Consider the following 24,070-nt stretch of genomic DNA (forward strand, 5'->3'; position numbering starts at 1 on the left):
ATGCGGCTTGTGCCGCTTGCCGTGGCAGCGATGGCCGCAGCCGGAGGTATCTAGCGGCCACGCGCGGATCGCGTGAGCCACGCTCATGCGACCCTCTCACGCTATCGATAGTCTCGTCTTCGGCTAGGAGGTGAGCCACTTCGCTCGGATCCCGTCAAATGGGGAGCAATTGAAAGCCCCTCAAGCTCGCATTGACATCTTGTTTCAGATCAGTCCATCTTCCGACAATAGTGAATGTCTGGAGCGGAGCCGCGAGCGATGTCCCCGTCTTCCCGAGAGACCGACGTCCGCAAGATCGGACGCCAGTTCCGCTTTCTGCGGGAGCGTTCCGGCCGCACGATCGCGCAACTTGCGCGCGCAGCCGGCCTTTCGGAGCGGGCGGTGCGGGACCTCGAGGCCGGCCGCACCAACCCGAGCCTGGCGACGGTGGTCAGTCTGGCCGACGTGCTCGGCGCCAACCTCAACGACCTCGTCGAGGCGTCGCGCAGAAGGGACTCCATTTCAGATTACTCTCCCGCATCCGATGCAACTGAAACGACGGAATTGACGCGGACGCTGCGCTCGCCCCGCATGCGGGCGCGCATCGTGCAGGTCGGCGCCGACGGTGCGGCGAGCCTGCCGTCGAACGCCGTGTTCGGATACGTGCTCGCCGACAGCGTGGCGGTCGCGCTCGACGGCGAAGAGACCCTGCTTAGGCACGGCGACAGTTTTCATGCGCAGGCGGGCGTGCTGCGGGGCTGGCGGAGCCAGGCCGGCGGGCGCCTGCTCGTGGTCGAGGCGCTGGCCGATCAGGCAGGACATGCGGCGACGGACGGGGGACAGGAGACGGCATGAGCGAGACGACCTACATCGTGGCCACCGATGTCGGCGGCACCTGCACCGACACGATCATCATCGCATCGACTGGCGAGATCCACATCGGCAAGGCGCTGTCGACGCCGCCCGACTTCGCCACCGGCGTGCTGGCCTCGATCGCGTCGGCGACCGAGATCATGGGCGTGGACCGCCGGCACGTGCTGGAACAGACGACGCTCTTCATCCACGGCTCGACCGTGGTCGACAACACCGTCCTGACGCGGGACGGTGCGGCGACCGGCCTGCTTGCGACGCGGGGCTTCGAGGACACGCTCTTGGTGACCCGCGGCGCTTATGGCCGGTGGTCGGGGCTGACCGAGGACGGGATCAAGAACCCCGTGCGCACCGATCGCGCCGAACCCCTGGTGGCGACCGGAGCGATCCGGGGGATCCGCGAGCGCATCGACTGCGACGGCGAGGTCGTCGAGGACCTCGACCTTGAAGAGGCCGAGCGCGCGGTGCGCTATCTGGTCGAGACGAAGAAGGTCGAGGCGATCGCGGTGTCGTTCCTCTGGTCATTCTTCAACCCGAAGCACGAGCGCGCCGTCCGCGACCTGATCGGCCGCATCGCCCCGGAGGTCTACGTCACGCTGTCGAGCGACATCGCGCCGGTGCCGGGCGAGTACGAGCGAACGTCGACGGCGGTGATCAACGCCTATGCCGGGCGTGTCACGCGCGACTATCTGCGCTCGCTGGAGGGACTGCTCGCCGAGAACGGCTATCGCGGGCAGACGATGGTGATGCAGGGCTATGGTGGCCTGCTGCCGGCGTCGGAATCGGGCGATCGGGCGGTCGGCATGATCGAATGTGGCCCCGCGGCGGGCGTCATCGGCGCGAAGTTCCTCGGCGACCTGATGGGCGATACGGAGATCATCGCTGCCGACATGGGAGGCACCACTTTCAAGGTGGGGGTGATCCAGAACGGCGAACTCGACTATGCGCGCGAGCCCATGGTGGACCGCTTCCACTACGTCGCGCCGAAGATCGACGTCGTTTCGATTGGCGCGGGCGGGGGCAGCATCGTCCAGCTCGATCCCAAGACCAGGCTCCCGACCGTGGGACCACGCTCGGCCGGATCGCGTCCGGGTCCGATCTGCTACGGGCTCGGCGGCACCGAACCGACCCTGACGGATGTGATGCTCCTGATCGGATACATGGAGCCCGGCCATTTCCTGCGCGGCTCGATGACGCTCGACGTCGTCAACACGCGACGCATCTTCAAAGAGAGGATCGCCGATCCGCTCGGCGTCTCGGTCGAGGAGGCCGCCATTGGCATCTACCGGATCGCGGCCGCGCAGATCACCGACCTGATCCGCACGATCACGGTCGAGCGCGGGCTCGATCCGCGGGATTTCGTGCTGCATGCCTTCGGCGGCACGTGCGGCATGCTGGCCTCTGCCTTTGGCGAGGAACTGGAGGTGAAGCGCATCGTGATCCCCTATACGGCATCGGTGAACTGCGCGTTCGGTCTGGTGACTGCGGATGTCCGCCATGAGTATTCGACCACCACGACGCTGCCTTCCGACGTCGACGTCGGAGAGGTCAACGCGATCTTCGCACCGCTGACCGAACGGGCGCGCCAGCAGTTGGAAGCCGAGGGCTTTACCGGCGAGGCGACGCGGTTCGACTGGTCCGTCGACCTGCGCTACCGCCGCCAGGTCCACGAGGTGACGACACCTGTGCGCGCCACGACCCCGCTCGACGCGTCGGGTCTTGCGGCTCTGATCGACGATTTTGAGAGCCTTTACGAGCGCAAGTTCGGCAAGGGGTCAGCCTACCGCGAAGCGGGCATCGAGATGACGATGTTTCGCCTGACCGCGAGCGGCCTCATGCAGCCGCCGCGACTGCCTGTCGAAGCAGAAGGCGAGGCCGCCTGCGAAGGCGCGCGCATCGGCCGCCGGCCGATCTTCGTCGAGGTGCGCGGCAGGCTTGTAGAGTCTGACATTTACGACTTCTCGCGGCTGTCGCCGGGCAACCGCCTCTTGGGGCCGGCCGTGATCCACACGCCGATCACCACCATCGCCGTCCAGGAGGGTCAGACCGCCCGGATGGACGGCTATCGCAACATCGTGCTCGAGATGGAGGGCTGAGCCATGGATCCGATGACCTTCTCGATCATCCGCCACCGCCTCTTCCGCATCATCGACGAGGCGGTGATCACGCTGAAGCACGTCTCCGGCAGCGCGATCACCAATGAAGGCCACGACCTCATGGTGTCGCTCTACCGCGCAGACGGGTCCCTTCTGATGGGCGGCGTCGGCTTCCTGCACCACCTGACCAGTGCCGCGGAAGCCTGCAAGTCGATCATCCGACGGTTCGAGGGGCGCATCCGCGAAGGCGACGTGTTCCTGCTCAACGATCCCTATACCGCCGCGCTGCACACCTCCGACATCTACTTGGTCGCGCCGATCCATTTCGAGGGCGAGCTGATCGCCTGGAGCGCCTGCTTCGTGCATGTCTACGACATCGGCGCGATGAACCCGGGCGGGTTCAGCCCGCAATCGGCCGACATTTTCACGGAAGGCTTTTCTTCGCCCGGCATCAGGATTGTCGACCAGGGAGAGATGGTCCAGGACGTGGTCGACACGCTCCTCAACATGGTGCGCTCGCCCGAGATGGTCATGCTCGACCTGCGGTCGATGATCGCCTGCAACAACGTAGCGCGCGAGCGCATGCAAGCGCTGGCCGCGAAGTACGGCGCGAAGACGGTGGATGCCGCGGGCTCCGAACTCATTGCCCAGTCCGAGACCCTGCTGCGGGCGCGCCTGAAGGAACTACCGGACGGCAGCTGGCAGTCGCGCCAGTATCTCGACGTCAATGGCGAGACGGCCACCGTCAGGCTGACCATGACCAAGTCGGGCGACCGGCTGGTCTTCGACTTCACCGGCTCCAGCGAGCAGAGCCGTCATGCCATCAACTGCACCAAATGGGCGTCGCTCGGCGGCCTGTTCGCGCCGCTCTTCCCCCTGCTCTGCTACGACATCACCTGGAACGAGGGGGTGATCCGGCCAGTCGAGATGGTTGCGCCGGAAGGGTCGATCGTGAATTGCACGCGCCCCGCGCCCGTCTCCGTCGCGACCGTCGCGGCGATCCAGTCCGTCAACAATGCAGCCTGCGCCACCATTGGCAAGATGCTGGCGGCGAGCGACCGCTATCGCGAGCAGGCGACCTCGGTGTGGCACGCCAACCATTTCGCCATCTTCAAGTTCGGACGCAACCAGAAGGGCGGGCAGTCGATCGGCATCTTCACCGAGACCTTCGCCGGGGCTGGCGGTGCGCGATCTTTCGCCGACGGCGTCGACATCGGCGGCGAGATCCCCAACCCGATCTCGCGCATGGCCAATGTCGAAACCGTCGAGGCCAATTTCCCCATCCGCTACCTCTTTCGTCGCCGCATGAAGGATTCCGGCGGGCCGGGGCTGTGGCGCGGCGGCAGCGGCGGCGAGCTCGCGGTCGTCCCGCACAAGGCGCCAGACGGAGGGATCCATTACGTGATCTCGGGCAAGGGCGACCGCCACCCGATGAGCGACGGCCTGGCAGGCGGCTTTCCGGGTGCGCCGAACAAGTATGCCTGGGCAAAAGCCAGGAATGGTGGCGACGTGGAGGCCGCGGACACGGCCGATGGCGACGCCGTCTCGTGGGGCGTCTTTCCGCTGATGGGCAAGGACGCGCTCTACGTCCGATGGAACGGCGGTGGCGGTTATGGCGATCCGCTCGACCGTGACCCGGAGCGTGTCGCGGCCGACGTCGCCGGCGATCTCGTCAGCGTAGAGGCGGCGCGGGACATCTACGGCGTCATCCTCGGCCCGGACGGAGAGTTGGACGTACCGGCCACTCAGGATCTGCGTGCGATCAGCCGGGCGGCCAGGCTGGAAAGGGTCGTGCAATGAGCCCCCCGAGATCGATCTCCCCGACCCTCGTCCTGAGCGCCGGCAAGACCGCCTGCCGGGCCTGCGGCCATGAACTAGCACCTGTCGAAGCGAGCTGGAAGGACGTCGCGGTGCTCGACGAGCGTCCGCTTGGCGAAGGCGGCGGCCCGATGTTCAGAACCGACGGCGGCGTGCTGCTGCGCCGCTTCTACTGCCCGTCCTGCGGCACGACGCTCGACACGGAAACGGCCCTTCCAGGAGAGCCCTTCCTGGTCGACCGGGTCGACTGGTCCTGAGCGATGGCGGCGCAACGCGAAACAGTCGGCGTGCACCAGATGGCGGGAGAGACGCTGGGCGAGAGGCTGCGCATGCTGCGCCGCGAACGCGGTTTCAGCATTGCCGATCTCGCGCGCACGTCCGCGGTGCCCGCCAGCACCATCAGCAAGATCGAGAACGGACTTCTCAACCCGAGCCTCGTGCATGCCATCAACCTCGCCTCGGCGCTCGACGCCAATCTCGGCTTCCTCGTTGACCGGGCCCGCACACGGGTGGCGCGATCGGCGGTCGTGCGGCGCGGCCAGCGCGGGCGCCGCGACTTTCCCGAGATGTCGATGGTGCTGGAGGACCTCAACATCGGCTTCGTGCCGGGCCTGCTGGAAGCCCGCATCGGCACGATCGGCCCCGAGACCCATTCCGGCTCCGAACTGATGAGCCATCCGGGCGAGGAACTCGTCCACGTGCTGGAGGGATCGGTGGTGTTCGACATCGACGGCGAGGTGCACCGGCTCGCACAGGGCGATTCGCTTCATTTCAAATGCGACATCCCGCATCGGTGGACGAACCCCAGCAAGGACAAGGCAGTCCTGCTGTGGGTCTTCTCCGACGGCCTGTCATTCTAGGGAGACTTCTCGACATGATCAGCCAGCACATCATCGACCGGGTCGTGGCCAGGCGCGGCCGGCTCCACATCTTCGACAGCATCAATCCGGCGAGGACCGCGATGGTTGTGGTCGACATGCAGAAGACCTTCTGCGAACCCGGCGCGCCCGCCGAGGTTCCCGCCTCGCGCGGCATCATCGCGCCGATCAATCGCCTGGCGGCGGGCTTGCGCGCGGCGGGCGGCACCGTGATCTGGTGCACGCATGCCAATGTCGGCGTCGGCACCACCAGCGACTGGCGCAACTTCTTCGATCACTTCGTCTCCGACGACCTGCGCAGCCGGACCATCGAGAGCCTGTCGCCGGGCGGGTCCGGACAGGCGATCTGGGAGGAACTCGACGTCCGCGACGGCGACGTGAAGCTGTTCAAAAACCGCTACAGCGCGCTGGTGCCAGGCTCCTCGCAACTCGAGCGCGTTCTGCGCAGCCTCGGTCTCGACACCCTGCTGATCTGCGGCACCAAGACGAACGTGTGCTGCGAGTCGACGGCCCGGGACGCGATGATGATGGACTTCAAGGTGATCATGGTCGCGGACGGCACAGCCGCGCTGTCGGAGCGCGAGCACCAGGCGAGCCTCGAGAACATCATCCAGCAATTCGGCGACGTGATGACCGCCGACGAGATCCTGGAACGGCTCGTGCCGTAACGGGTGGGACTGACAACCAGAACCAACAATGGGGAACTGACATGCTGAAGCTTATGACAGGTACTGCGATCGTCCTCGCGCTGATGGCCGGCACGGCCATCGCTGAAACCAAGAAGATCGCGCTTGTTCTGCCCGGCCCGGTGACAGACGGCACGTTCAATTCGGCCGCGAACAAGGGCATCGAGGCGGCCAAGGCGAAGTACGACATCGAGGTGGTGGTGCGCGAAAACACCGACTTCGCCCAGATCCAGGACGTGCTGCGCTCCTATGCCGAAGAGGGTTACGACATGATCATCGGCCACGGCTTCCAGTTCGCCGAGCCGGTAATGGAGATCCACGCCGAGTTTCCCGACACGTGGTTCGTCGTCAATACGGCGCAGGTCGCAGCCGCGCCGAACGTCGCATCCTTCGACAACCGCTGGGGCGATGCCGGATACATGGCCGGGGCTGTGGCCGGCCTCTACACGAAGAGCGGCACGATCGGCCACATCGGCGCGATCCCGGTTCCGGTCATCGAGGACTACAACAAGGGCTTCGAGGCCGGCGCGAAGAGCATGCGGCCGGAAGTGAAGGTCCTGTCCGCCTATGTCGGCTCGTTCAGCGACATCGCCCGCGGCGCCGAGATTACCACGTCGCTCATCGAGCAGGGCGCCGACGTCGTGACGTCGACCGGCAACGAGAACGTCGTCGGCACCATCCAGGCGGCGCAGAAGGCGGGCGTGCAGGCGATCGGCACGGCCTTCGACAGCCAGGCCATGGCGCCCGAAACCATCATCACGACCGCGCTCATCAACATGGACGTCAACATCGACCTGGCGGTGGGCCGCCTGATCGATGGATCGCTCAAGCCGGAAAGCTACGTGCTGGGGCTCAACGAGAACGGCATCGGCCTGGCGCCCTTCCGTGACTTCGAAAGCAAGATCTCCGCCGAGGACATGGCCAGGATCCAGGCCATGATGAAGGAGTTCGCCGACGGTACGCTGCCTCCCAAGTGAGAGGCAAGCAGCGTGTCCGATGAAGGATCGGTCCCCCCGCTCGTCGCGCTGAGAGGCGTGACGAAGCGGTTCGGCGCGGTCGTCGCCAACCGCGCGGTCGACCTCGCCGTCCGTCCCGGCGAGGTCCTCGCGCTGGTGGGGGAAAACGGGGCCGGCAAATCGACCATCGTCAACATGCTGTCGGGCCTGCTCCGGCCCGACGAAGGCAGCATCCTGGTCGACGGCCGGCCGGTCAGCCTCGACTCGCCGGCGCAGTCGGTGCGAGCTGGCATCGGGGTCGTCCATCAGCACTTCACGCTCGTTCCCACCCTGACCGGCCTCGACAACATCGCGCTGGCGATGCCCGAACTCGGGCTCGGCCGGCTGAACCGCCGGCAGATCGGCCAGGCGATCGACACGGCGGCGCGGACGCTCGGCCTTTCCGTCGACACGACGTCCCGGGTCGAGGGGCTGGACGTCGCCCAGCAGCAACGGATCGAGATCGTCAAGGCGCTGATCCACAAGGTGCGGCTGCTGATCCTCGACGAACCGACGGCGGTGCTCGGCCCGGAGGACAAGGCGCATCTGTTCGATACGATCCGGCGCCTGAAGGCGGAGGGTACCGCCGTCATCCTCATCACGCACAAGCTGGAAGACATCTTCGCCGTCGCTGACCGGGCAGTGGTGCTGCGCAATGGCGAGGTCGTGGCCGACGCACCGGCAGCCGGGCTCACGCCCGACGACGTCGTCCTGCACATGGTTGGCAGCGGCGACCGCGACCAGGCGCGTGCCATCGTGACGGGCGAGACGACCCTCCGCTCCTCGTCCGCATCCGGGACCGATGCCGTGTGCCGCCTGGCGGACGTGACGCTGCGGCGCAGCAATGGGTCAATCGCGGTTTCCGGATTGTCGCTCGACCTGCATGGCGGCGAGATCGTGGCGATCGCCGGCGTCGATGGCAACGGGCAGAGCGAGTTGATGCGCGTGCTGGCAGGGATGGACGTGCCTCTTGGCGGCAGGATCGAATGCCTGGGACGGGATTCGGCAGGCTCCGCCTGGACGGCGGCCCACCTGCGCCGCGCCGGCGTCGCCCACGTTCCGGAAGACCGCCGGCGATCGGGCATCGTGGGCGAGATGTCGCTGGCCCGGAACTATCTCCTCCGCCACAGCGATCGGCGGGCTCTCGTCCGTCACGGTATGGTGCGGAACTCCGCCCTTCAGCGCCTGGTGCGTGAACGACTGGCCCTGTTCGACGTACGGACACGGGGCGCCGACGAGCGGATCGACCAGCTGTCGGGCGGCAATCAGCAGAAATTCGTGCTCGCCCGCGAGATGGACGGAGATCCGCGGCTGATCCTGGCGGCCCATCCCTCGCGCGGGCTCGACATCAAGACGATCCGCTTCGTGCATGGGCTCCTGGAGGAGGCCCGCCAGGCCGGGAAAGCCGTGCTCCTGGTTTCCTCCGACCTCGACGAGATTCTCCGGCTCGCAGACCGGATCATGGTGTTCGCCGCTGGGCGCACCTTCGGCCCCACGAGCCGTGGCGACATTGCCCGGGACGAGATCGGCGCCTGGATCGCTGGCCATGCGAGTGGACCGGCATGACTGATCGTAGCGATATCGCGCGGCAGGCCGTCATCGCCGCCGCCTGCATCGTGGCGCTGGTCGTCGGCGCGATCCTGCTCGCGGGGGCCAATCCGCTCTCGGTGGCGATCGGGATCGGCGAACGCGCGCTGTTCACCCGGTCGGGTTTCCTGGAGGCGGTCCTGCGCAGCATCCCGCTGACCATTCTTGGCCTCGGGATCGCCCTCGCCTTCAGAGCCCGCGTCTTCAACATCGGCATGGACGGGCAACTGATTGCCGGCAGCGTGGTGGCGATGGCGCTCGCGCCGCTCGTCCCGCTCGACGCGTTCGGCCTGCTGCTCCTGCTGTCGGGCGGGATCGTCGGCGGCGCGGCCTGGGGCGGCATAGCGGGGGTCATCAAGGGACGCTTCGGCGGCAACGAAATCATCGCGACGATCATGCTCAACTACGTCGCGCTGCAGATCCTGTCCTGGCTGGTGCGCGGGCCGATGCAGGAAACGATGCGCATCATACCGCGTTCGGACCCGCTCGACGCGGCGCTGCGGCTGCCAATCCTGTTTGAGGCAACGCGCATTCATGCAGGCCTTCTGATTGCCCTTGCCGCCGTCGTCGCCGTTGCCATCCTGGCACGGCGGTCCCGCTACGGCTTCAAGCTCGCCGTCGTCGGCGCCAATGCGCATGCGGCCCGCTATGCCGGCATCGATCCGCGCTGGATCGCGGGCAGCGTGCTGACCCTGTCCGGCGCGCTGGCGGGCCTCGCCGGCGCGGTCGAGATCACGGGGATCTACGGTCGCCTGCAGGAAGGCTTCGCACCCGGCTTCGGGATCACCGCCATCGCGGTGGCTCTGGTGGCTAGGCTCAATCCCCTCCTGGTACCGGTCTCGGCCCTCGGCTTCTCGCTCCTCTATGCCGGTCTCGGCACGCTGGCGCGAAACGGGGTCGTGCCGTTCCCGATCATCAACATCCTCGAAGGCGCGATCATCTTCGTGTTCCTGGCGGGCAGCGTCTACGTCGCGCACCGGGCGAAGCGAGGGCAGGCGGAGACGGCCGATGGATGAGGCGCTTTTCCTGAGCGGCCTGCTGGCGGCGGGCATCCGGCTCGCCACACCGATCGCGCTCGCGGCGATCGGCGAGACGATCTCCCAGCGTGCGGGTGTCATCAACGTCGGCATCGAGGGCATCATGCTGGTCGGCGCCTTCGTCGCCGTCCTCGTGACCGTCTCCTCCGGCAGCCCCTGGGCCGGCTTGGCGGCGGCCATCCTGTCCGGGGCGGCGATGGGCGCGATCCACGCCGTCTTCACAGTGCGGCTGAAGGCGGAGCAGATCGTCAGCGGCATCGCGCTGCTGTTCCTGGGCATCGGCCTGTCGGGCTACGGCTTCCGCCTGACGCTCGCGCAGGGCGGCACCGCGGTGCAGGTGCCGGGCTTCCGCGAACTCGACCTCTTCGGTCTCGCCGGCGTGCCGATCGTCGGGCCGATCCTGTTCGGCCAGCATGCCCTCGTCTATCTCGCGGTGATCGGCGCCGCCCTGCTCGCCTTCATGCTCTCGTCGACCCGCCTCGGGCTGATGATTAAGGCCGCCGGCGACTATCCGCAGGCGCTGGACGCGGCCGGCGGCGCCGTCGATCGCGTGCGCTTTCTCTGCGTCATGGCGAGCGGCGCCTTCGCCGCAGCCGGCGGCGCCTTCCTCTCCACGGCGCAGCTGTGGGGCTTCGTCGAGAACATGACGGCCGGACGCGGCTTCCTCGCCATCTCCTGCGTCGTGTTCGCCCGCTGGAACCCGCTCGGGGCGATCGTCGCTGCGCTCGGCTTCGGCATCGCCGACGCGCTGCAGATCCGAATGCAGGCCGGCTATCCCGGAGTACCCTACCAGTTCTTCGTCATCGCGCCCTATGTGGTGGCGATCGTGTCGCTGGCATTGGCGTCGCGCGGCAGCCGAATGCCAGCAGCGTTGGGAACGGCGTTTTCACCTCAACGGTAAGGGTATCAACCCGCTCCAGGCAGGTTGAGAGATAAACTGCAAATGGCAGTCTTGCGCTCTCAAAACTGTCGTTTAGCCCGAAAGGGCAGTTGCCTGGAAGCCGACGGTCCCGAGATGTCAAGATTGGAAGCGAACTTTGCCACACAACCCGCGGCGCTCCCATATGCTTCTGCGGGGTCGACGTACTCAAAATTTCGCCGGCACTCCGCTGGCGCGGTCCCCCTACTTAATTGCCATCATCTGGCTTTGAACTGGGACAGATCCCGTGCGTCTTGGGGACGGATTTTCCCAACAATTAGACCAGGAACACCGGTTCGCCGCACCATCAACCGCGTGGCGTGCTTCGAGATCTGCTCATCCGGCCTTGACCATCTTCTGGTCGATGCCGCCAAACAGCGGTGTGCCGTCGGGCAGCTTGGCTTCCCTCTGCACCCTGTCTCCGAAGCGCATCAAGCCGGTGCTTGCTTCGCCGTCGTCGATCATCTCGATGCCCGGCCGCTCGGCGATGCAAGAGGATCCGGCCTCCCGGCAGTTTTCGTTTGAAACGGTCCCCGAACCTACTACCGTTCCTGCCAAGAGGTCGCACAAGTAGGCAGCGCCTCGGTCGCATCCAGAAGCGCTCCTGCCGCCTGCTCCCGCACTCCGACAATTTCTATTGGCATCATCCCGTCTCCTCCGATGGCGTTCCGAATCGGCGCCGCCAACGCCGACCATCGTCCGGGCTCGGCAGACCTCAGATATGCGCGCCAAGATCCCGTGATCCGGGCATGTAGGCGACATCGAAGTTTGGCCGTGCCTTGATCCGCTCGTACCAGTCCGCCACCCTTGGTAGGCGATCCCACAGGTTTGCGCGTCCGCAATCCTCGAGGCGGACAACCGTCGGGGTCATGTTCACGTCCGCGATGGAGTACTCATCTCCCGCTATGAACCGTGTGCGCTCGAGTGCGCTCTCCATTCTCCCGAGCGCCTGGGATAGCCGGTCGAGCGACTCGTCGATCTCCTGACTGGAGAAGCCGGTACGGCCCATCTTCCGATAGAAGTGTTTTCGAAGCGGCAGGCGCTCCGTGTAGTCCCAGAACTCCTTCTCGGTCATCTTGGACCAGATCGGCACGAAGAAGGTGTTGAACGAGATCGGCCTAATCGATGGCGTCGGCACCTCGTCTATGTACTGACGCCACGCGCGCATATGGGCGAGCGGCTTGTGATCCTTCGGCCTGACCGGATGCTCGGGAAAAACCTCGTCGAGATACTCCGTGATGACGCTGCTCTCGATGATGGGATCATCGTCATGGAGAAGTGTCGGCACAACCCCGTTGGGGTTAAGCCTGAGGTATTCCGGTGTCAGGTGTTCTCCCTTGCCAAAATTGATGGATTTCCCCTCCCATTCCAGCTGCTTTTCGGCGAGCACAAGCCGAACCTTCTGGCTGCAGGTCGAAATAGGTGCGTGGTAGAGAAACAGCATTCGGACATTCCTTGGGTGAGGCCTTCAACGAGATCGAATGGTCCAGTTTCGCCTAGGGTTGGTCGGTGCCGTGCGTCAGTCCGCAGGCCTTGCAATAGGCTTCGTGGACCGGTCCGCGTCCGAGATGATGGCGAAAGCCCTTCATCTCGGCAAAGTAGGGAATCGGCGCCCGCACCGGGCGCTCCGGCGCTTGGCCGAAATCATCGAACAGTGTCTGGATCGTGACGACGACGCGCTCCGCATCGTTCCAGTCGCGATACTCGCCGAGATCGATCTTGTAGGCCGCTTCCAGGTAGTCCATGCCTTGCTCCCAGAGCGGACGCGACTTGTCGGTCACGTATTGGAGATAGTCGCGCATCGTTCGCACGTCCTCCTGGGTCGAGATGGGGCCGTGGCCGGCGACGATCGTCTCCACGTCCATGTCGAGCACCATGTCGCAGACCCGGATCCAGCGATCCACCGGGCCGTACCAGGCGATCGGCGTGCCTTCGGTGAACAGGATATCGCCAGTGTAGATCACCTTGTCGTCGGGCACGTAGATCAGCGCGTCGCCGAGCGAATGCGACGGGCCGACCTCGATCAGTTGCACCTTCTTGGAGCCCACCATGATGTCGAGGGTGCCCGAGAAGGTCTCCGTCGGAGGGGTCAGCTCGATGCCGGAGAAGTCGAATGGGCGGAAGCACTCCTTCATGAACACGCCGGCGCTGCCGAACTGGTCGGCATTGGTGACGATCTGCTGCACCACCGCCGGGTCGAACCGGGCGAAATCGTCGACCGTGCCCTGCGTGGCGATGATGCGCGCGCCCTCGACAAGCTGGTTGCCGAACGTGTGGTCCCCGTCGGCATGCGTGTTGACCAGCACGCCGATCTCCTTCGCAGCCGGGATCGAGGCGCGGTAGGCGGCGAGCATCTCGGCCGTTAGTTTGAGGTCGAACAGCGTGTCGACCATCAGGGTCGCATCGCCGTCGACGATCAGGCCCGCGTTCGACCAGCCCCAGCTGCCGTCCGGCAGGAGATAGGCATAGCAGCCGTTGCCGAGGTCGTGCATGCCCTTGGTGTATTGCCACTTTGCCATCGGGTAACTCCCTGAAAAGACTAGACGAGCACCGTGGCGAGCCACGGGAAGAGGAAGACGAGAACGAGGACGAAGAGCATCATGGCGGCGAAAGGTGAGGCACCGGCGAAGATGTCGCCGAGCGTGACCGTGCTGTCGGGCCCCAGCGTCGCCTTCACCACGAAGACGGCGATGCCGAAGGGCGGGGTGAGCAGCCCGATCTCGACCGCCAGCACCACCATCACGCCGAGCCAGATCAGGTCGACGCCGGTGCTGGTCAGGATCGGCAGCGCGATCGGCAGCGTCAGCAGCATGATCGAGGCGGAGTCGAGGATGGTGCCGAGCAGGATGATCACCAGCATCAGCGCCAGGATGATGCCGGTCGCGCCCATGCCGGATTCGACCACGAAATTGCCGAGCCAGCCCGGCATGCCCGACATCGCCAGCATGCGCGAGTAGAGGCTGGCGCCAATGATCAGGAAGCAGATCGACGAGGTCGTGTGGCCGGTCTGGACCAGCACCTGCCAGAAGCTCGCCCAGGTCAGCCGGCCCTTGGCGAGCGAGATCACCAGCGCGCCGAGCGCACCTGCCGCGCCGGCTTCGGTCGGCGTGAAATAGCCGCCATAGATGCCGCCGAGCACCAGGGCGATGAGAATGAGGATCGGCGCGATCTTGTTGGCCATCTCGCCGATGCCCATGTCCTGCGACGTGTCGTAGGAGGCTGACGAGCGACCGCCGATGAACGACGGCCACCATTTCCCCATCGAGACGATGCCGATGCAGTAGACGACGGCGAGCAGCGTTCCAGGGATCACGCCGGCGATGAACAGCGATCCCACCGACTGCTCGGTGAGGACGCCGTAGAGGATGAACAGCAGGCTCGGCGGGATCAGCATGCCGAGCACCGACGATCCCGCGACGACGCCGACGGCGAAGCGCGGCGTGTAGCCGTGGCGGATCATCTCCGGCACCGCGACCTTGGTGAACACCGCGGCGGAAGCGATCGAGATCCCCGTGATCGCGGCGAAGACCGCATTGGCGGCGACGGTGGCGATGCCGAGACCGCCGGCCACCCGGCGGAACAGCTGCGCCGCCACTTCGAACGTGTCGCGCCCGATGCCGGCCACTGCCACCAGCAGTCCCATCAGCACGAACAGCGGCACGACGCCGAACAGGTAGTCGCTGATCGAATCCTTGAACGCCAGCACCAGCATGTTCGAGGCGATGTCGAAATTGCCGCGCAACAGCCAGACCCCGCCGAAGGAGAGAAGGATCAGCGCGACCGCGACATGCATGCCCGAATAGATCAGCATCAGCATGACGGCGATGGAGAGGAACGCGATGTCGACGCCGCTCATTACATCGGCTCCCGAACGGCACGCAGATCGTTCCACGCAGTGAGCAGGAACTGGACGGCGGTCGCGACGATGCCGAGGAAGACGAGGATGAAGAGCGGCCACTGGGGAATCGTGAAGAAGCCCGGATTGCCCATGAAATTGCGCTCCGGATGCAGCCAGGCGGCGGCGACGCTGGCCCAGAACTTCCAGGCGATCATCGCCATCAGCAGACCGCCGACGAGGTGGAAGAACGCCAGCAGGGCAGACCGGACACGCGGCGCGCGGCGTTCCAGCACGTTGAGGAGCACGTCGGAGCGCGTCATCGACCCCGATCGAAGCGTGTGCGCGAGCTGGAGGAAGACGATGCCGACGATCGAGAACGCAACGAGCTCCGGCACGCCGGCGATGGGCGCGTTGAGCGCGCCGCGGCCGAAGATATCGGCATTGATCAGCAGCATCAGGCCAATGATCCAGATCGTCCCGACCGCATTCATCACGCCGATGACGCGGGCGAACGGTCCGGCGGGCGGACCAGGCGGTGGCGCCTCGTCTCTGGGGATCGCGGATTCGCCTGCCATGACTTCGCTCCGGTCCTGCGTCAGGTGGGGTTGATGCCCCGACGCGGCGGATCTCCGCGTCGTGAGGGCGCACGAAGACTGGCGGCGCCCGTCGCGCCGCCGGTCTTTGTCAGAGGCCCGCGGGGCGGGCCTGGCGATCACTCGGCGAGGTAGTCCCGTTCGAAGGTGAAGCCCGCAGCCTTCAGCTTGTCGCGATAGGCCTCGAGCACCTTCTTCCCCGGCTCGCCGCGCGCGTCGGCAGCCTTCGTCCACGCCGTGGTCGGGTTCGGCAGGCTCTTGATCCAGGTCGAGCGCTCGGCCGGATCGAATTCGACGATCTTGCCGCCAGCGTCGATCAGCGTCTTCTTCGCCGCTTCGTAGCGGGCTTCTTGCTCGTCGAAATAGGCCTTGGTGTAGACGGCCGCGGCCGTCTTGAACGCAGCTTTGGTCTCGTCCGAGAACGTGTCCCACTGCTGCTTGGAGACGCCCAGGCCGCCGATATACATCGCGCCGAAGTGCGTCTGGTTCCAGTTGGGAGCGACCTCGTAGAGCTTGGCCGGAACGTTGGCCGTCATCCAGCCGATATTGCCGTCGTACACTCCGGTCTTGATGTCGTTGTAGAAGGTGACGTAGCTGCCCTGCACGCCGACAGCCCCGGTACTTGCCAGCCAGGCGAGGTTCGGTCCCGCGCCGCCGAGCTTGACGCCGTTCATGTCGGCGATCTTGCTCAGGGCCTTGGTCGAGGCGATGTTGTAGTCGTCGATGGCGATACCGCCGCCGATATAGACGACGCCGGTCGCCTCCTCGAGCTTGGTGAGCGCTCCATCCGTCTCCGTCAGGGCGGCCTCGACCGCCGCCGTCACGCCGCGCGCGTCGGGCGGCCCGAATGGCATGGCATAGGTCAGGTTGAGCAGGCCCATCGTGGCCGGATTGAACACGCCGCTCATCTGGCCGACGTCGATGATGCCCTGCTGGAAGGCTTCCGTCTCCGAGCCGAGCTTGACGATCGTGCCGCCATACCCCTGCGTCCAGTTGATCTTCACCTTGCCGGTCTTGGCGAGTTCGGCGTCGACCGTTGGGATGAACGTCTCCTTCAGGTGCTTCACCCAAAGGAACACTTCGGGATGGCCGGTGGCGGCGGTGAGATTGATGGTCTCCTGCGCGGCCGCCGGACCCGCGGCCCATGCGACGGCGATGGCGGCGGCGCCGCCCAGCAATGCGTTACGATACATCCGGATCCTCCCTGTTCAAAACGGCGGCTCTCTCCGTGCCCTTCCGTCGATGCACGAACGGTAGCAGATTTGAACAAGTTGACAAGATACCTGTCATGTCGTTCAATGATCTCACAAGGGCGCCATCGGCGCGCCCTGCGCGATCGGTGGAACGTGGCGAATAGCGAAAAGAACGCGGAAGACCGGAAGGTCGTGATGATCGAGGCGACGCAGCGCAATGGCGCGGCCACGCGCATGCGCATCCTGATGGCCGCGGAGGGCGAGTTTGCCGACCACGGCTTCGACGGCGCCACGGTGCGCCAGATCGCGTTGCGCGCCGACGTCCCCGTCGCCCTCGTCAACTATCACTTCGGCAACAAGGAAGGTCTCTACCGCGCAATCTTCGAGATGCGGGCGCCGATGATCGTCGACCAGCGCATCGCGGGCCTGCGCCTGGCCGAGATGGAGCCGGACCCGGAGCGGAAGGTCGAGATGATCGTCAAGGCGGTGCTCGTCCCGAACCTGCACATGCGCAGCACCGAGAAGAACTCGAGCTACGCCCGGATCCTAGCCCGCGAGGTTTCGGATCCGAAGTCACACCACCGCAAGGTAGTCGCCGAGTTCTTCGATCCCATCGCGTACAAGGTGATCGAAGCGCTGCAGCGCGCGATGCCCGACCGGACCGTCGAGGAGATCAACTGGGGCTACCAGGCCATGCTCGGTGTGATGGTCTACACCATGGCCGATACCGGCCGCATCAGCCGCCTCTCGGGCGGGCTGTGCGACCCGGAGGACGAGATGACCACGTCGAGGCATCTGGTGGCGCTCATGAAGGCGGCCCTTCTCTACAGCCGCGTGTCGTAGTCGAAACAAGGACCCGGCGCATCGGCCGGCGTCCGGCTCTGGGAGGACAGACTGATGAAACTCGTGACCTACGAGCGGGATGGCGCGCCGCGCGCCGGCGCCTTCGTTGACGGCGACCGCCGGATCGTCGACTTGGCGGAAGCCCACCAGAGGGCATTCGGGGAAGCCTATGCGCCCTTTGCCTCCGTGCAGGCGATGATTGAAGCCGGCGACGCCGCGCTCGACCGGGCTTACGAGACCGTCGGCAAGCCGGACGCCACCACCCTCGCGCGGGATTCCGTCAGGCTCCTCGCGCCGGTTCCTGTGCCGGTGCAGATGCGCGACTGCCTGTGCTTTGAGACACACCTCAAGCAGTCCTTCGCGGCCGCCAGGCGCATACGCGCCGATGCGACGCCGGATCCGGAAGCGGCGATGCGGGAATTCGAGCGAACCGGCACCCTTTCGGTGCCGAAGACCTTCTACGAGCAGCCGATCTACTACAAGGCCAACCGCTTCAGCGTGATCGGGAACGATCACGACGTGCTGTGGCCGAGTTATTCCCATCTGATGGATTTCGAACTGGAGTTTGGCTTCTACGTCCGCAAGAAGGGTGTCGACATCGCCCGCGACGCGGCACGCGACTACATCTACGGCTACACGATCTTCAACGACTTCTCGGCGCGCGACGCCCAGACGCAGGAAATGGGCGGGCAGCTGGGACCCGCCAAGGGCAAGGACTTCGACACCGGCAATGCCATGGGGCCCTGCCTTGTCACCGCCGACGAACTGAAGGATCCCTACGGTCTGACCATGGTATGTCGTGTGAACGGCGAGGAGTGGGGCCGCGGCAGCACGTCGTCGATGTACTGGAAGTTCGAGGATCTGATCGCTTACGTCTCACGGTCGGAGACCCTCTACCCCGGCGAGTTCTTCGGCTCGGGCACCGTCGGCAACGGTTGCGGCCTCGAGCACATGAAGTTCCTGAAACATGGTGACGTCGTGGAACTCGAGGTCGAAGGCATCGGGACGCTGCGCAACCGCGTCCTGACCCGCCAGTAGCGGCCTCTACGCGGAATTCCGGCTGGCACCGGGCCGCGCTGCCAGCGACCGGCGCTTCATGCTAGACGGCATCCGGTCGCCAAAGGTCTCATCGTGATCCTTCGGAAAATCCTCCCATGAACGTCTATGCCATGCTTGCCGATGCCATTCGCCGCCGCGGCCGCGAGACCGCGGTCGAGCACGGCGACCGGCGGCTGACCTACCGCGCGTTCGACGCTGCATGCGCCGCCTTCGGCGAATGGCTGGCGGAGAAGGGATGCCGTCCCGGCGACCGGGTGCTCCTGTTTCTCCGCAACGGCTTCGACTATCCCACACTGCTGATGGGGACAATGCGCGCCGGAATGGTGGCGGTGCCGGCCAATTCCAAGTTGCATCCGCGCGAAGTCGCCTGGATCGCCGGCGACTCCGAGCCACGCGTCATCTTCACCCATGCCGAGCATGTCGAAGCGCTGGCCGCGGCGCTCCCGAAGGGGAACGCGGCCGAGATCGTCGCGATCGAGGATTTCGCGCTCTCCACCCTTGCCGGCGCGCCGGCACAGCCCGTCGCGGTTGCGCCAGAAGACCCGGCCTGGATCTTCTACACCTCTGGTACCACCGGCAAGCCGAAAGGGGCGACGCTCACCCATCGCAACCTCGTCGCCGCGTCGATCAACTGCCTCGCCGACGTCTTCGACTTCCGCCAGACGGACCGCGTGCTCCACGTCGCGCCTTTGTCGCACGGCAGCGGCCTCTACCTCCTGCCCGCGCTGACGCGAGGCGCGCACAACATCGTCTACGACCGCTCCGGCTTTAGGCCCGACGAGGTCTTCGACACGATCGCCGCCCGCGGGGTGACCGTCATCGCCTTCGTCGCCCCGACCATGATCGTGCGCCTCCTTGAGGCCGGCCCGCGCGACGACATCGGCACCCTGCGTGGCATCGTCTACGGCGGCGCGGCTATCCATCTCGAGCACATTCGCGCCGCGGTCGCCATGTTCGGGCCGATCTTCCACCAGCTCTACGGCCAGGGCGAAGCGCCCATGACGATTTCCTATCTTCCGGGCCGCGACCATCTCGGCGCCGATGATGGGACGCTGCTCTCGGCCGGCTACGTGCGTGCGGGCGTGGAGGTGCGGATCAGGGACGAGGACGACCGCGACGTGCCAGACGGCACGGACGGCGAGATCTGCGTGCGCGGCGACGTGGTGATGGCGGGCTACTGGCGCAATCCGGAAGCGAACGCGAGGGCGCTCGCTGGCGGCTGGCTCCACACCGGCGACGTCGGCCACTTCGATACCGGCGGCCGCCTGCGGATTCTCGATCGGCGCCACGACACCATCATCTCCGGCGGCACGAACATTTACCCCAAGGAGATCGAGGACGTCCTCGCCTCTCACCCGCGGGTTCGCGAGGTCGCCGCCTTCGGCGTCCCCGACGCGGAATGGGGCGAGAGCGTCGCGGTCGCCGTCGTAGCCAACGATCCGGCGCTCGGCGAGGTGGACCTTCTCGCCATCTGCCGAGAACATCTGGCGAGCTTCAAGAAGCCAAAACACGTCCATATCGTGCAGGAACTGCCGAAGAACGCGTATGGAAAGGTTCTGCGCCGGGAGCTCCAGGCCATGTTCAGGCGATAACTGGTGTCCGCAACTCTATGGACATGTACAGGTTCTTCATTTGATCGGTGACTTCTAAGCGCCCCCAAATTTGCCGTTCCGAATGAGTTGTCTCTTCCGGGAAGCCGACATTCTCGGGCCTTCGGATCGGCATGGCTTTGCGATCGCGGACCGTCACCCGCGCAACCATCTTGGTCTTAGTTGGGTAACGCTCCCAGAAACGAGGTAACAGGGAAGGGGCACTCAACCCGGACTGTTTCAAAGGGGGCAGCCCACGGCTCGAGTCCGCCGTGATCAGCCTTCGGCCTCAACCCGTGCTTTTCCGAACAGCGCGCCTGTCTGTATGGAAAATCGTCTGGCGTAGGAACGCGGGAGCGATGAGGGCGAGGCCGATGATCGTAGCGACAAGATCCGGCGCGACGAGGAGAATCGCCGCGAAGCCAAGTAGGAACCGTTCATAGACGCGCAATGGCGCGAAAAGCCAGTTCGAGAATGCTGCCGACAAGGCCCATATGCCCAGCATCGCTCCCCCTGATGCGAGAAAGAATTCGGTCCAGGTGAAGCCGTCGGTCACCAGCAGCAGCGAAGGCGAGAAGGCGAAGACGAACGGCACGAGCGCCTTGCCCATGCCGAGCCGGAAGGCGGTGTTGCCTGTCTTGAAGGCGTTGGCGTCGGCAATCCCCGCGGCCGCATAAGCGGCCAGCGCCACCGGCGGCGTAATGTCCGCCAGCACGCCGTAGTAGAAGACGAAGAAGTGCGCGACGAGCGGCTGTACGCCCAGCAGCCCGAGGATGGGCGCGGCGACCGCGATCATGATGAGGTAGTTCGCCGTTGTCGGTATGCCGCAGCCCATGAGGACGCAGACGACCGCGGTCATGATGAGCGTAAACAACAGAGTTAGGCTGGCGACGCTCATAATCTCGAACGGCAGCACCGAAAGAAAGCCGCTGACATCCCCCGCCCATTCAGCGGCGACGGAGGTCACCATGTAGGCGATCTTGAACCCCACCCCCGTCAGCGTAACCACGCCTATGACGATACCAACCAGCGCGGCAGCGGCAGTGACAGACAGCGAGTATTTCGCACCGACGACGAACCCGTCCCATGTCTCGCGCACGGTCTCGCGCGCGGCGGTCTTAAGGTCGTGGCGGATCACGTTCTGGATCACCAGCACGAGCAGGCAGGATGCGATGCCCCAGAAAGCGGCGAGGTACGGCGTCTTGCCTGAAAGTAGGACCGCCACCAGCACGAAAAGCGGCAGCGTGGTCAGCCAACCGGCCTTGAATACCGTCCATGCGACGGGCAGTTCCTCCTTCGTCAAGCCGCGAAGCCCGCGACGACGCGCTTCCAGATGAACCTGCACCAGCACACCGAAGAAGTGCATGAAGGCCGGCACCAGCGCAGCCGTGAGGATGGTGGTCAGCGGTACGCCCAGATACTCGATCATCAGGAACGCTACCGCGCCCATGACGGGCGGCGTGATCTGGCCGCCGGTGGAGCTGGCTGCCTCCACGGCGGCGGCGAAATGGCGGGGATATCCGATGCGGATCATCGCTGGGATCGTCAGCGAGCCGGTCGTCACCGTGTTAGCGATCGAAGAGCCTGAGATCGAGCCCAGCATGGCCGACGAGATGACCGACACCTTGGCCGGACCGCCGGCGAAACGCCCCGCGAGCGCCGAGGCAAGATCGATGAAGAGCTGTCCCAGGCCAATGCGCGTCGCCAGGACGCCGAACAGCACGAAGTGGAAAACGTAGGTGGAGATGACACCCAGCGCCGTGCCGTAGATTCCTTGGCTGGTGAGGTATAGGTGATTGACGATGTTCGTCCAGCTGGCGCCCGGATGCGTCAGAACGCCCGGCATCGAGCGACCGAAATAAGCATACGCGAGGAACAGGATCGCGATAACAGGCAGCGGCCAACCCATGGCGCGGCGCGTAGCCTCGAGCAGCACGACGATCAGTATCGTCCCCATGACGACGTCGATCGGCAGCGGATCGCCGACGCGAAAGGCGAGGTCATCGAAGATCCAGGGGACGTAGAGGGCTGCGACGATCCCCGCTGCCGCCAACACCCAATCGAAGAAGGAAACGCCGAGGGGTCGGAGCCAGGTGCCGCGCGGCTCCGGCGCCTTGCCCCAGGCTACGAAGGAAAAGAAGATCAGGCCTAACGTGAAAGCGAGATGCGTCCCTCGATGCGTGGCGGCCTGCGGGATGCCGTATCCGGCGGTGTAGAAGTGATAGCAGGAAAGGACGAACAGCGCCGTGGCGACGAGCCAGTGCAACGAGGATGGCAGCGGTCGGAACCGCACTTCCGGATCGTAGCGCTCTTCGAGCGCTTTCATCTCGGCTTCGGTAAGCGCCTCCTGGCGGTCGGCCTCGGTCATGCTGCTTCCCGATCGTAGAGGTGGGGGCCGATGGGCCGGCCCCCTCTGGGCATCTAGTGGCTTATTCAGCGGTCATGCCGCTAACGTCCATACCTTTTTCTTCATAGAAGCGGGCAGCGCCGGGATGGAGCGGTATGCCCACGCCGTCGAGAGCCGTCTCGAGCGTGATCTGCTTGCCCTTCTGGTGCCCGGAATCCAGCAGTTTGCGGGTGTTGTCGTTCCACAGCGCCGCGGTGACATTGTAGATCAGGTCGTCCGGCTGGTCGGCCGAGGTGATCCACTGCGCTCCCACAGACAGGGTGGTCGTGTCTTCGTCGACGCCCTCATATGTGCCGCCAGGCACAGTGTTTTCGGCAAAGAACGTGTACTTGCCGATCACGCCCTCAGCTTCCGAACCGGAGATCGGGACCAGTGTGATATCCTCCTGGCTGGCCAGTTCGGCGATCGCGCCGGCAGGAAAGCCGCCGACGAAGAAGAACGCGTCCATGGCACCGTCGCGCATCCGTTCCGCGGCCTGGTCGGGTTTCAGGAACGCCGCTTCGATGTCATCCTCGCTCAGGCCGTAGGCTTCGAGGATGATGCGTGCGTCGACCAGGGTGCCGGAACCCGGTTCGTCGAGCGATACCCGCTTTCCGGCGAGATCGGCGACGCTCTTGATGCCGCTGTCGGCACTCGCGACCAGGTGAATCGTCTCCGGATAGAGGTTGGCGATGGCGCGCAGCTTCGTGACCGCCTCACGGTCCTGCCAGATGCCGGTTCCGGTCTGCGCCCAGGTGGCGACGTCGGACTGCGAAAAGCCGGATTCAAGCGAGCCGCCAGCAATCGCGTTGACGTTGGCGACGGAGCCGTTGGCCGAAAGAGCCGTGGCGATCAGCCCCGGAACGCCGCACGAGCCGCCTTCCGCGCATGGCCGGGAGCCCGGGGGATTGGAGATCGCGTTGGCGATCAGGCCGCCGATCGGATAGTAGGTGCCAGCGGTGCCCCCGGTGCCGATGCGGAAAAACTGCGGCTCCTGGGCTTGAGCGGACGATCCAGCCACCAAGCCTATGGCCATTAGTGCTGAGAAGATAAGCGACTTCATGTGATTTCTCTCCCTTGTTGGCTTGTGGTCGGTGCAGCTAACACCATTTCGCATGCAGCCTCAACTCGGCCAGACCAGGAAGCGCCTGCCGGTCCGCCGACCGGACGTCAGGCATGAGCCTCCCTCTTGCACAGAAGTTTCCTGCGGTTTGATCGAAACCCTGGTCCAATGGCGGGTGCGAAGTGGAAGTTCGTGTCCACTTGCCGGGTCGCCAGTTGGCCCGTTGACCTCGCTGGACGGTTACCTGGTGGGAATGCCTCGCCCTCGCCGCCTTTGGAATGACGCTCTTGGATCTCGGTCCGTAACCGAACGCACCGCCTTGCTTGCGCTCATGCTGCGAACAGATGCCGTAGGCTATGACATCTTGGTAAGCCCGATCGCCAGCAGGTGCAGTTGCACCGCTCTCCGCAGCGATAGCTGAGGAAGACGCTGCATGACTTCGCCATGGGAGGAGTGGCCCTTCTCGCTCTAGTGACACACCGAAGAATACGCTGCGGCACGTGAGGGGGCGAAGTAACCGTACGCGTCGATCGCCGATCGGCTCGTACAAGCGGCAGGGTGCCCTGCAAAATCCCTTCGGCTTCACGGAGAGACATGCAAGCTTGTCCGCCGAATTTCGGCGGTCGACGGCTGCGAACGGC

Annotated in this window: 21 protein-coding genes; 13 read left to right on the plus strand and 8 right to left on the minus strand. The window is 65.3% G+C overall.

The window, feature by feature from the left end:
• The first annotated feature begins 258 nt into the window (after positions 1 to 258).
• From ABGN05_RS16980 to ABGN05_RS17025, 10 genes are read left to right on the plus strand one after another with little or no spacing between them, the layout of a single operon-like run.
• Positions 259 to 834 (plus strand): helix-turn-helix domain-containing protein, encoded by a 576-nt coding sequence (locus ABGN05_RS16980; RefSeq protein ID WP_367955229.1) that lies wholly within the window; start codon positions 259 to 261, stop codon positions 832 to 834.
• On the plus strand, positions 831 to 2,945 hold the full coding sequence (locus tag ABGN05_RS16985; RefSeq protein ID WP_367955230.1) for a hydantoinase/oxoprolinase family protein: 2,115 nt from the start codon (positions 831 to 833) through the stop codon (positions 2,943 to 2,945). Before ABGN05_RS16980 ends, ABGN05_RS16985 begins: the two co-directional genes overlap by 4 nt.
• Positions 2,946 to 2,948: 3 nt before the next feature.
• The gene (locus ABGN05_RS16990) at positions 2,949 to 4,745 is read left to right on the plus strand and encodes a hydantoinase B/oxoprolinase family protein (RefSeq protein WP_367955231.1); all 1,797 of its coding nucleotides are present in this window, start codon (positions 2,949 to 2,951) and stop codon (positions 4,743 to 4,745) included.
• Positions 4,742 to 5,020, plus strand: coding sequence for an acetone carboxylase subunit gamma (locus ABGN05_RS16995; protein ID WP_367955232.1), 279 nt, complete (start codon positions 4,742 to 4,744; stop codon positions 5,018 to 5,020). Before ABGN05_RS16990 ends, ABGN05_RS16995 begins: the two co-directional genes overlap by 4 nt.
• Before the next feature lie 3 nt (positions 5,021 to 5,023).
• Complete coding sequence (locus ABGN05_RS17000; protein WP_367955233.1) at positions 5,024 to 5,623, plus strand: helix-turn-helix domain-containing protein; 600 nt, start codon at positions 5,024 to 5,026, stop codon at positions 5,621 to 5,623.
• A gap of 14 nt (positions 5,624 to 5,637) precedes the next feature.
• Positions 5,638 to 6,309, plus strand: coding sequence for an isochorismatase family protein (locus ABGN05_RS17005; protein WP_367955234.1), 672 nt, complete (start codon positions 5,638 to 5,640; stop codon positions 6,307 to 6,309).
• 41 nt (positions 6,310 to 6,350) lie between these two features.
• A complete protein-coding gene (locus ABGN05_RS17010; protein WP_367955235.1) occupies positions 6,351 to 7,304 on the plus strand; it encodes a BMP family protein in 954 nt (317 codons plus the stop codon).
• Between the two features lie 12 nt (positions 7,305 to 7,316).
• Positions 7,317 to 8,888, plus strand: coding sequence for an ABC transporter ATP-binding protein (locus ABGN05_RS17015; protein ID WP_367955236.1), 1,572 nt, complete (start codon positions 7,317 to 7,319; stop codon positions 8,886 to 8,888).
• Positions 8,885 to 9,925 (plus strand): ABC transporter permease, encoded by a 1,041-nt coding sequence (locus tag ABGN05_RS17020; protein WP_367955237.1) that lies wholly within the window; start codon positions 8,885 to 8,887, stop codon positions 9,923 to 9,925. The genes ABGN05_RS17015 and ABGN05_RS17020 overlap by 4 nt, the downstream gene beginning before the upstream one ends.
• A complete protein-coding gene (locus ABGN05_RS17025; protein ID WP_367955238.1) occupies positions 9,918 to 10,847 on the plus strand; it encodes an ABC transporter permease in 930 nt (309 codons plus the stop codon). The genes ABGN05_RS17020 and ABGN05_RS17025 overlap by 8 nt, the downstream gene beginning before the upstream one ends.
• A gap of 354 nt (positions 10,848 to 11,201) precedes the next feature.
• On the opposite strand, the gene ABGN05_RS17030 is transcribed toward ABGN05_RS17025, so the two are convergent.
• The 6 genes from ABGN05_RS17030 to ABGN05_RS17055 form a co-directional block, all read right to left on the minus strand.
• Entirely contained in the window at positions 11,202 to 11,330 is a 129-nt protein-coding gene (locus ABGN05_RS17030; RefSeq protein WP_367955239.1) for a hypothetical protein, read from the minus strand.
• 250 nt (positions 11,331 to 11,580) lie between these two features.
• Positions 11,581 to 12,309 carry a glutathione S-transferase family protein gene (locus ABGN05_RS17035; protein ID WP_367955240.1) on the minus strand — a complete coding sequence of 243 codons (729 nt, stop codon included), beginning with the start codon at positions 12,307 to 12,309 and terminating at the stop codon, positions 11,581 to 11,583.
• 52 nt (positions 12,310 to 12,361) lie between these two features.
• A complete protein-coding gene (locus ABGN05_RS17040; protein ID WP_367955241.1) occupies positions 12,362 to 13,384 on the minus strand; it encodes an MBL fold metallo-hydrolase in 1,023 nt (340 codons plus the stop codon).
• A 20-nt stretch (positions 13,385 to 13,404) separates the two neighbouring features.
• Positions 13,405 to 14,721 (minus strand): TRAP transporter large permease, encoded by a 1,317-nt coding sequence (locus tag ABGN05_RS17045; protein ID WP_367955242.1) that lies wholly within the window; start codon positions 14,719 to 14,721, stop codon positions 13,405 to 13,407.
• Positions 14,721 to 15,278 carry a TRAP transporter small permease subunit gene (locus ABGN05_RS17050; protein WP_367955243.1) on the minus strand — a complete coding sequence of 186 codons (558 nt, stop codon included), beginning with the start codon at positions 15,276 to 15,278 and terminating at the stop codon, positions 14,721 to 14,723. Before ABGN05_RS17050 ends, ABGN05_RS17045 begins: the two co-directional genes overlap by 1 nt.
• A 137-nt stretch (positions 15,279 to 15,415) precedes the next feature.
• Entirely contained in the window at positions 15,416 to 16,489 is a 1,074-nt protein-coding gene (locus ABGN05_RS17055) for a type 2 periplasmic-binding domain-containing protein (RefSeq protein ID WP_367955244.1), read from the minus strand.
• A 153-nt stretch (positions 16,490 to 16,642) separates the two neighbouring features.
• Between ABGN05_RS17055 and ABGN05_RS17060 the strand changes: the two genes are divergently transcribed.
• The 3 genes from ABGN05_RS17060 to ABGN05_RS17070 all read left to right on the plus strand — a co-directional run bounded on the left by ABGN05_RS17060 (position 16,643) and on the right by ABGN05_RS17070 (position 19,983).
• Positions 16,643 to 17,332 (plus strand): TetR/AcrR family transcriptional regulator, encoded by a 690-nt coding sequence (locus ABGN05_RS17060; protein ID WP_367955245.1) that lies wholly within the window; start codon positions 16,643 to 16,645, stop codon positions 17,330 to 17,332.
• A gap of 54 nt (positions 17,333 to 17,386) precedes the next feature.
• A complete protein-coding gene (locus ABGN05_RS17065) occupies positions 17,387 to 18,370 on the plus strand; it encodes a fumarylacetoacetate hydrolase family protein (protein WP_367955246.1) in 984 nt (327 codons plus the stop codon).
• Between the two features lie 116 nt (positions 18,371 to 18,486).
• Positions 18,487 to 19,983, plus strand: coding sequence for a class I adenylate-forming enzyme family protein (locus ABGN05_RS17070; protein WP_367955247.1), 1,497 nt, complete (start codon positions 18,487 to 18,489; stop codon positions 19,981 to 19,983).
• A gap of 286 nt (positions 19,984 to 20,269) precedes the next feature.
• Here ABGN05_RS17070 and ABGN05_RS17075 read toward each other — a convergent pair whose 3' ends face one another.
• Positions 20,270 to 22,348 carry a TRAP transporter permease gene (locus ABGN05_RS17075; RefSeq protein WP_367955248.1) on the minus strand — a complete coding sequence of 693 codons (2,079 nt, stop codon included), beginning with the start codon at positions 22,346 to 22,348 and terminating at the stop codon, positions 20,270 to 20,272.
• Between the two features lie 61 nt (positions 22,349 to 22,409).
• On the minus strand, positions 22,410 to 23,429 hold the full coding sequence (locus tag ABGN05_RS17080; protein ID WP_367955249.1) for a TAXI family TRAP transporter solute-binding subunit: 1,020 nt from the start codon (positions 23,427 to 23,429) through the stop codon (positions 22,410 to 22,412).
• Positions 23,430 to 24,070 lie beyond the last annotated feature (641 nt).

The organism is Aquibium pacificum, from assembly GCF_040839445.1.
GTDB lineage: Bacteria > Pseudomonadota > Alphaproteobacteria > Rhizobiales > Rhizobiaceae > Aquibium > Aquibium pacificus.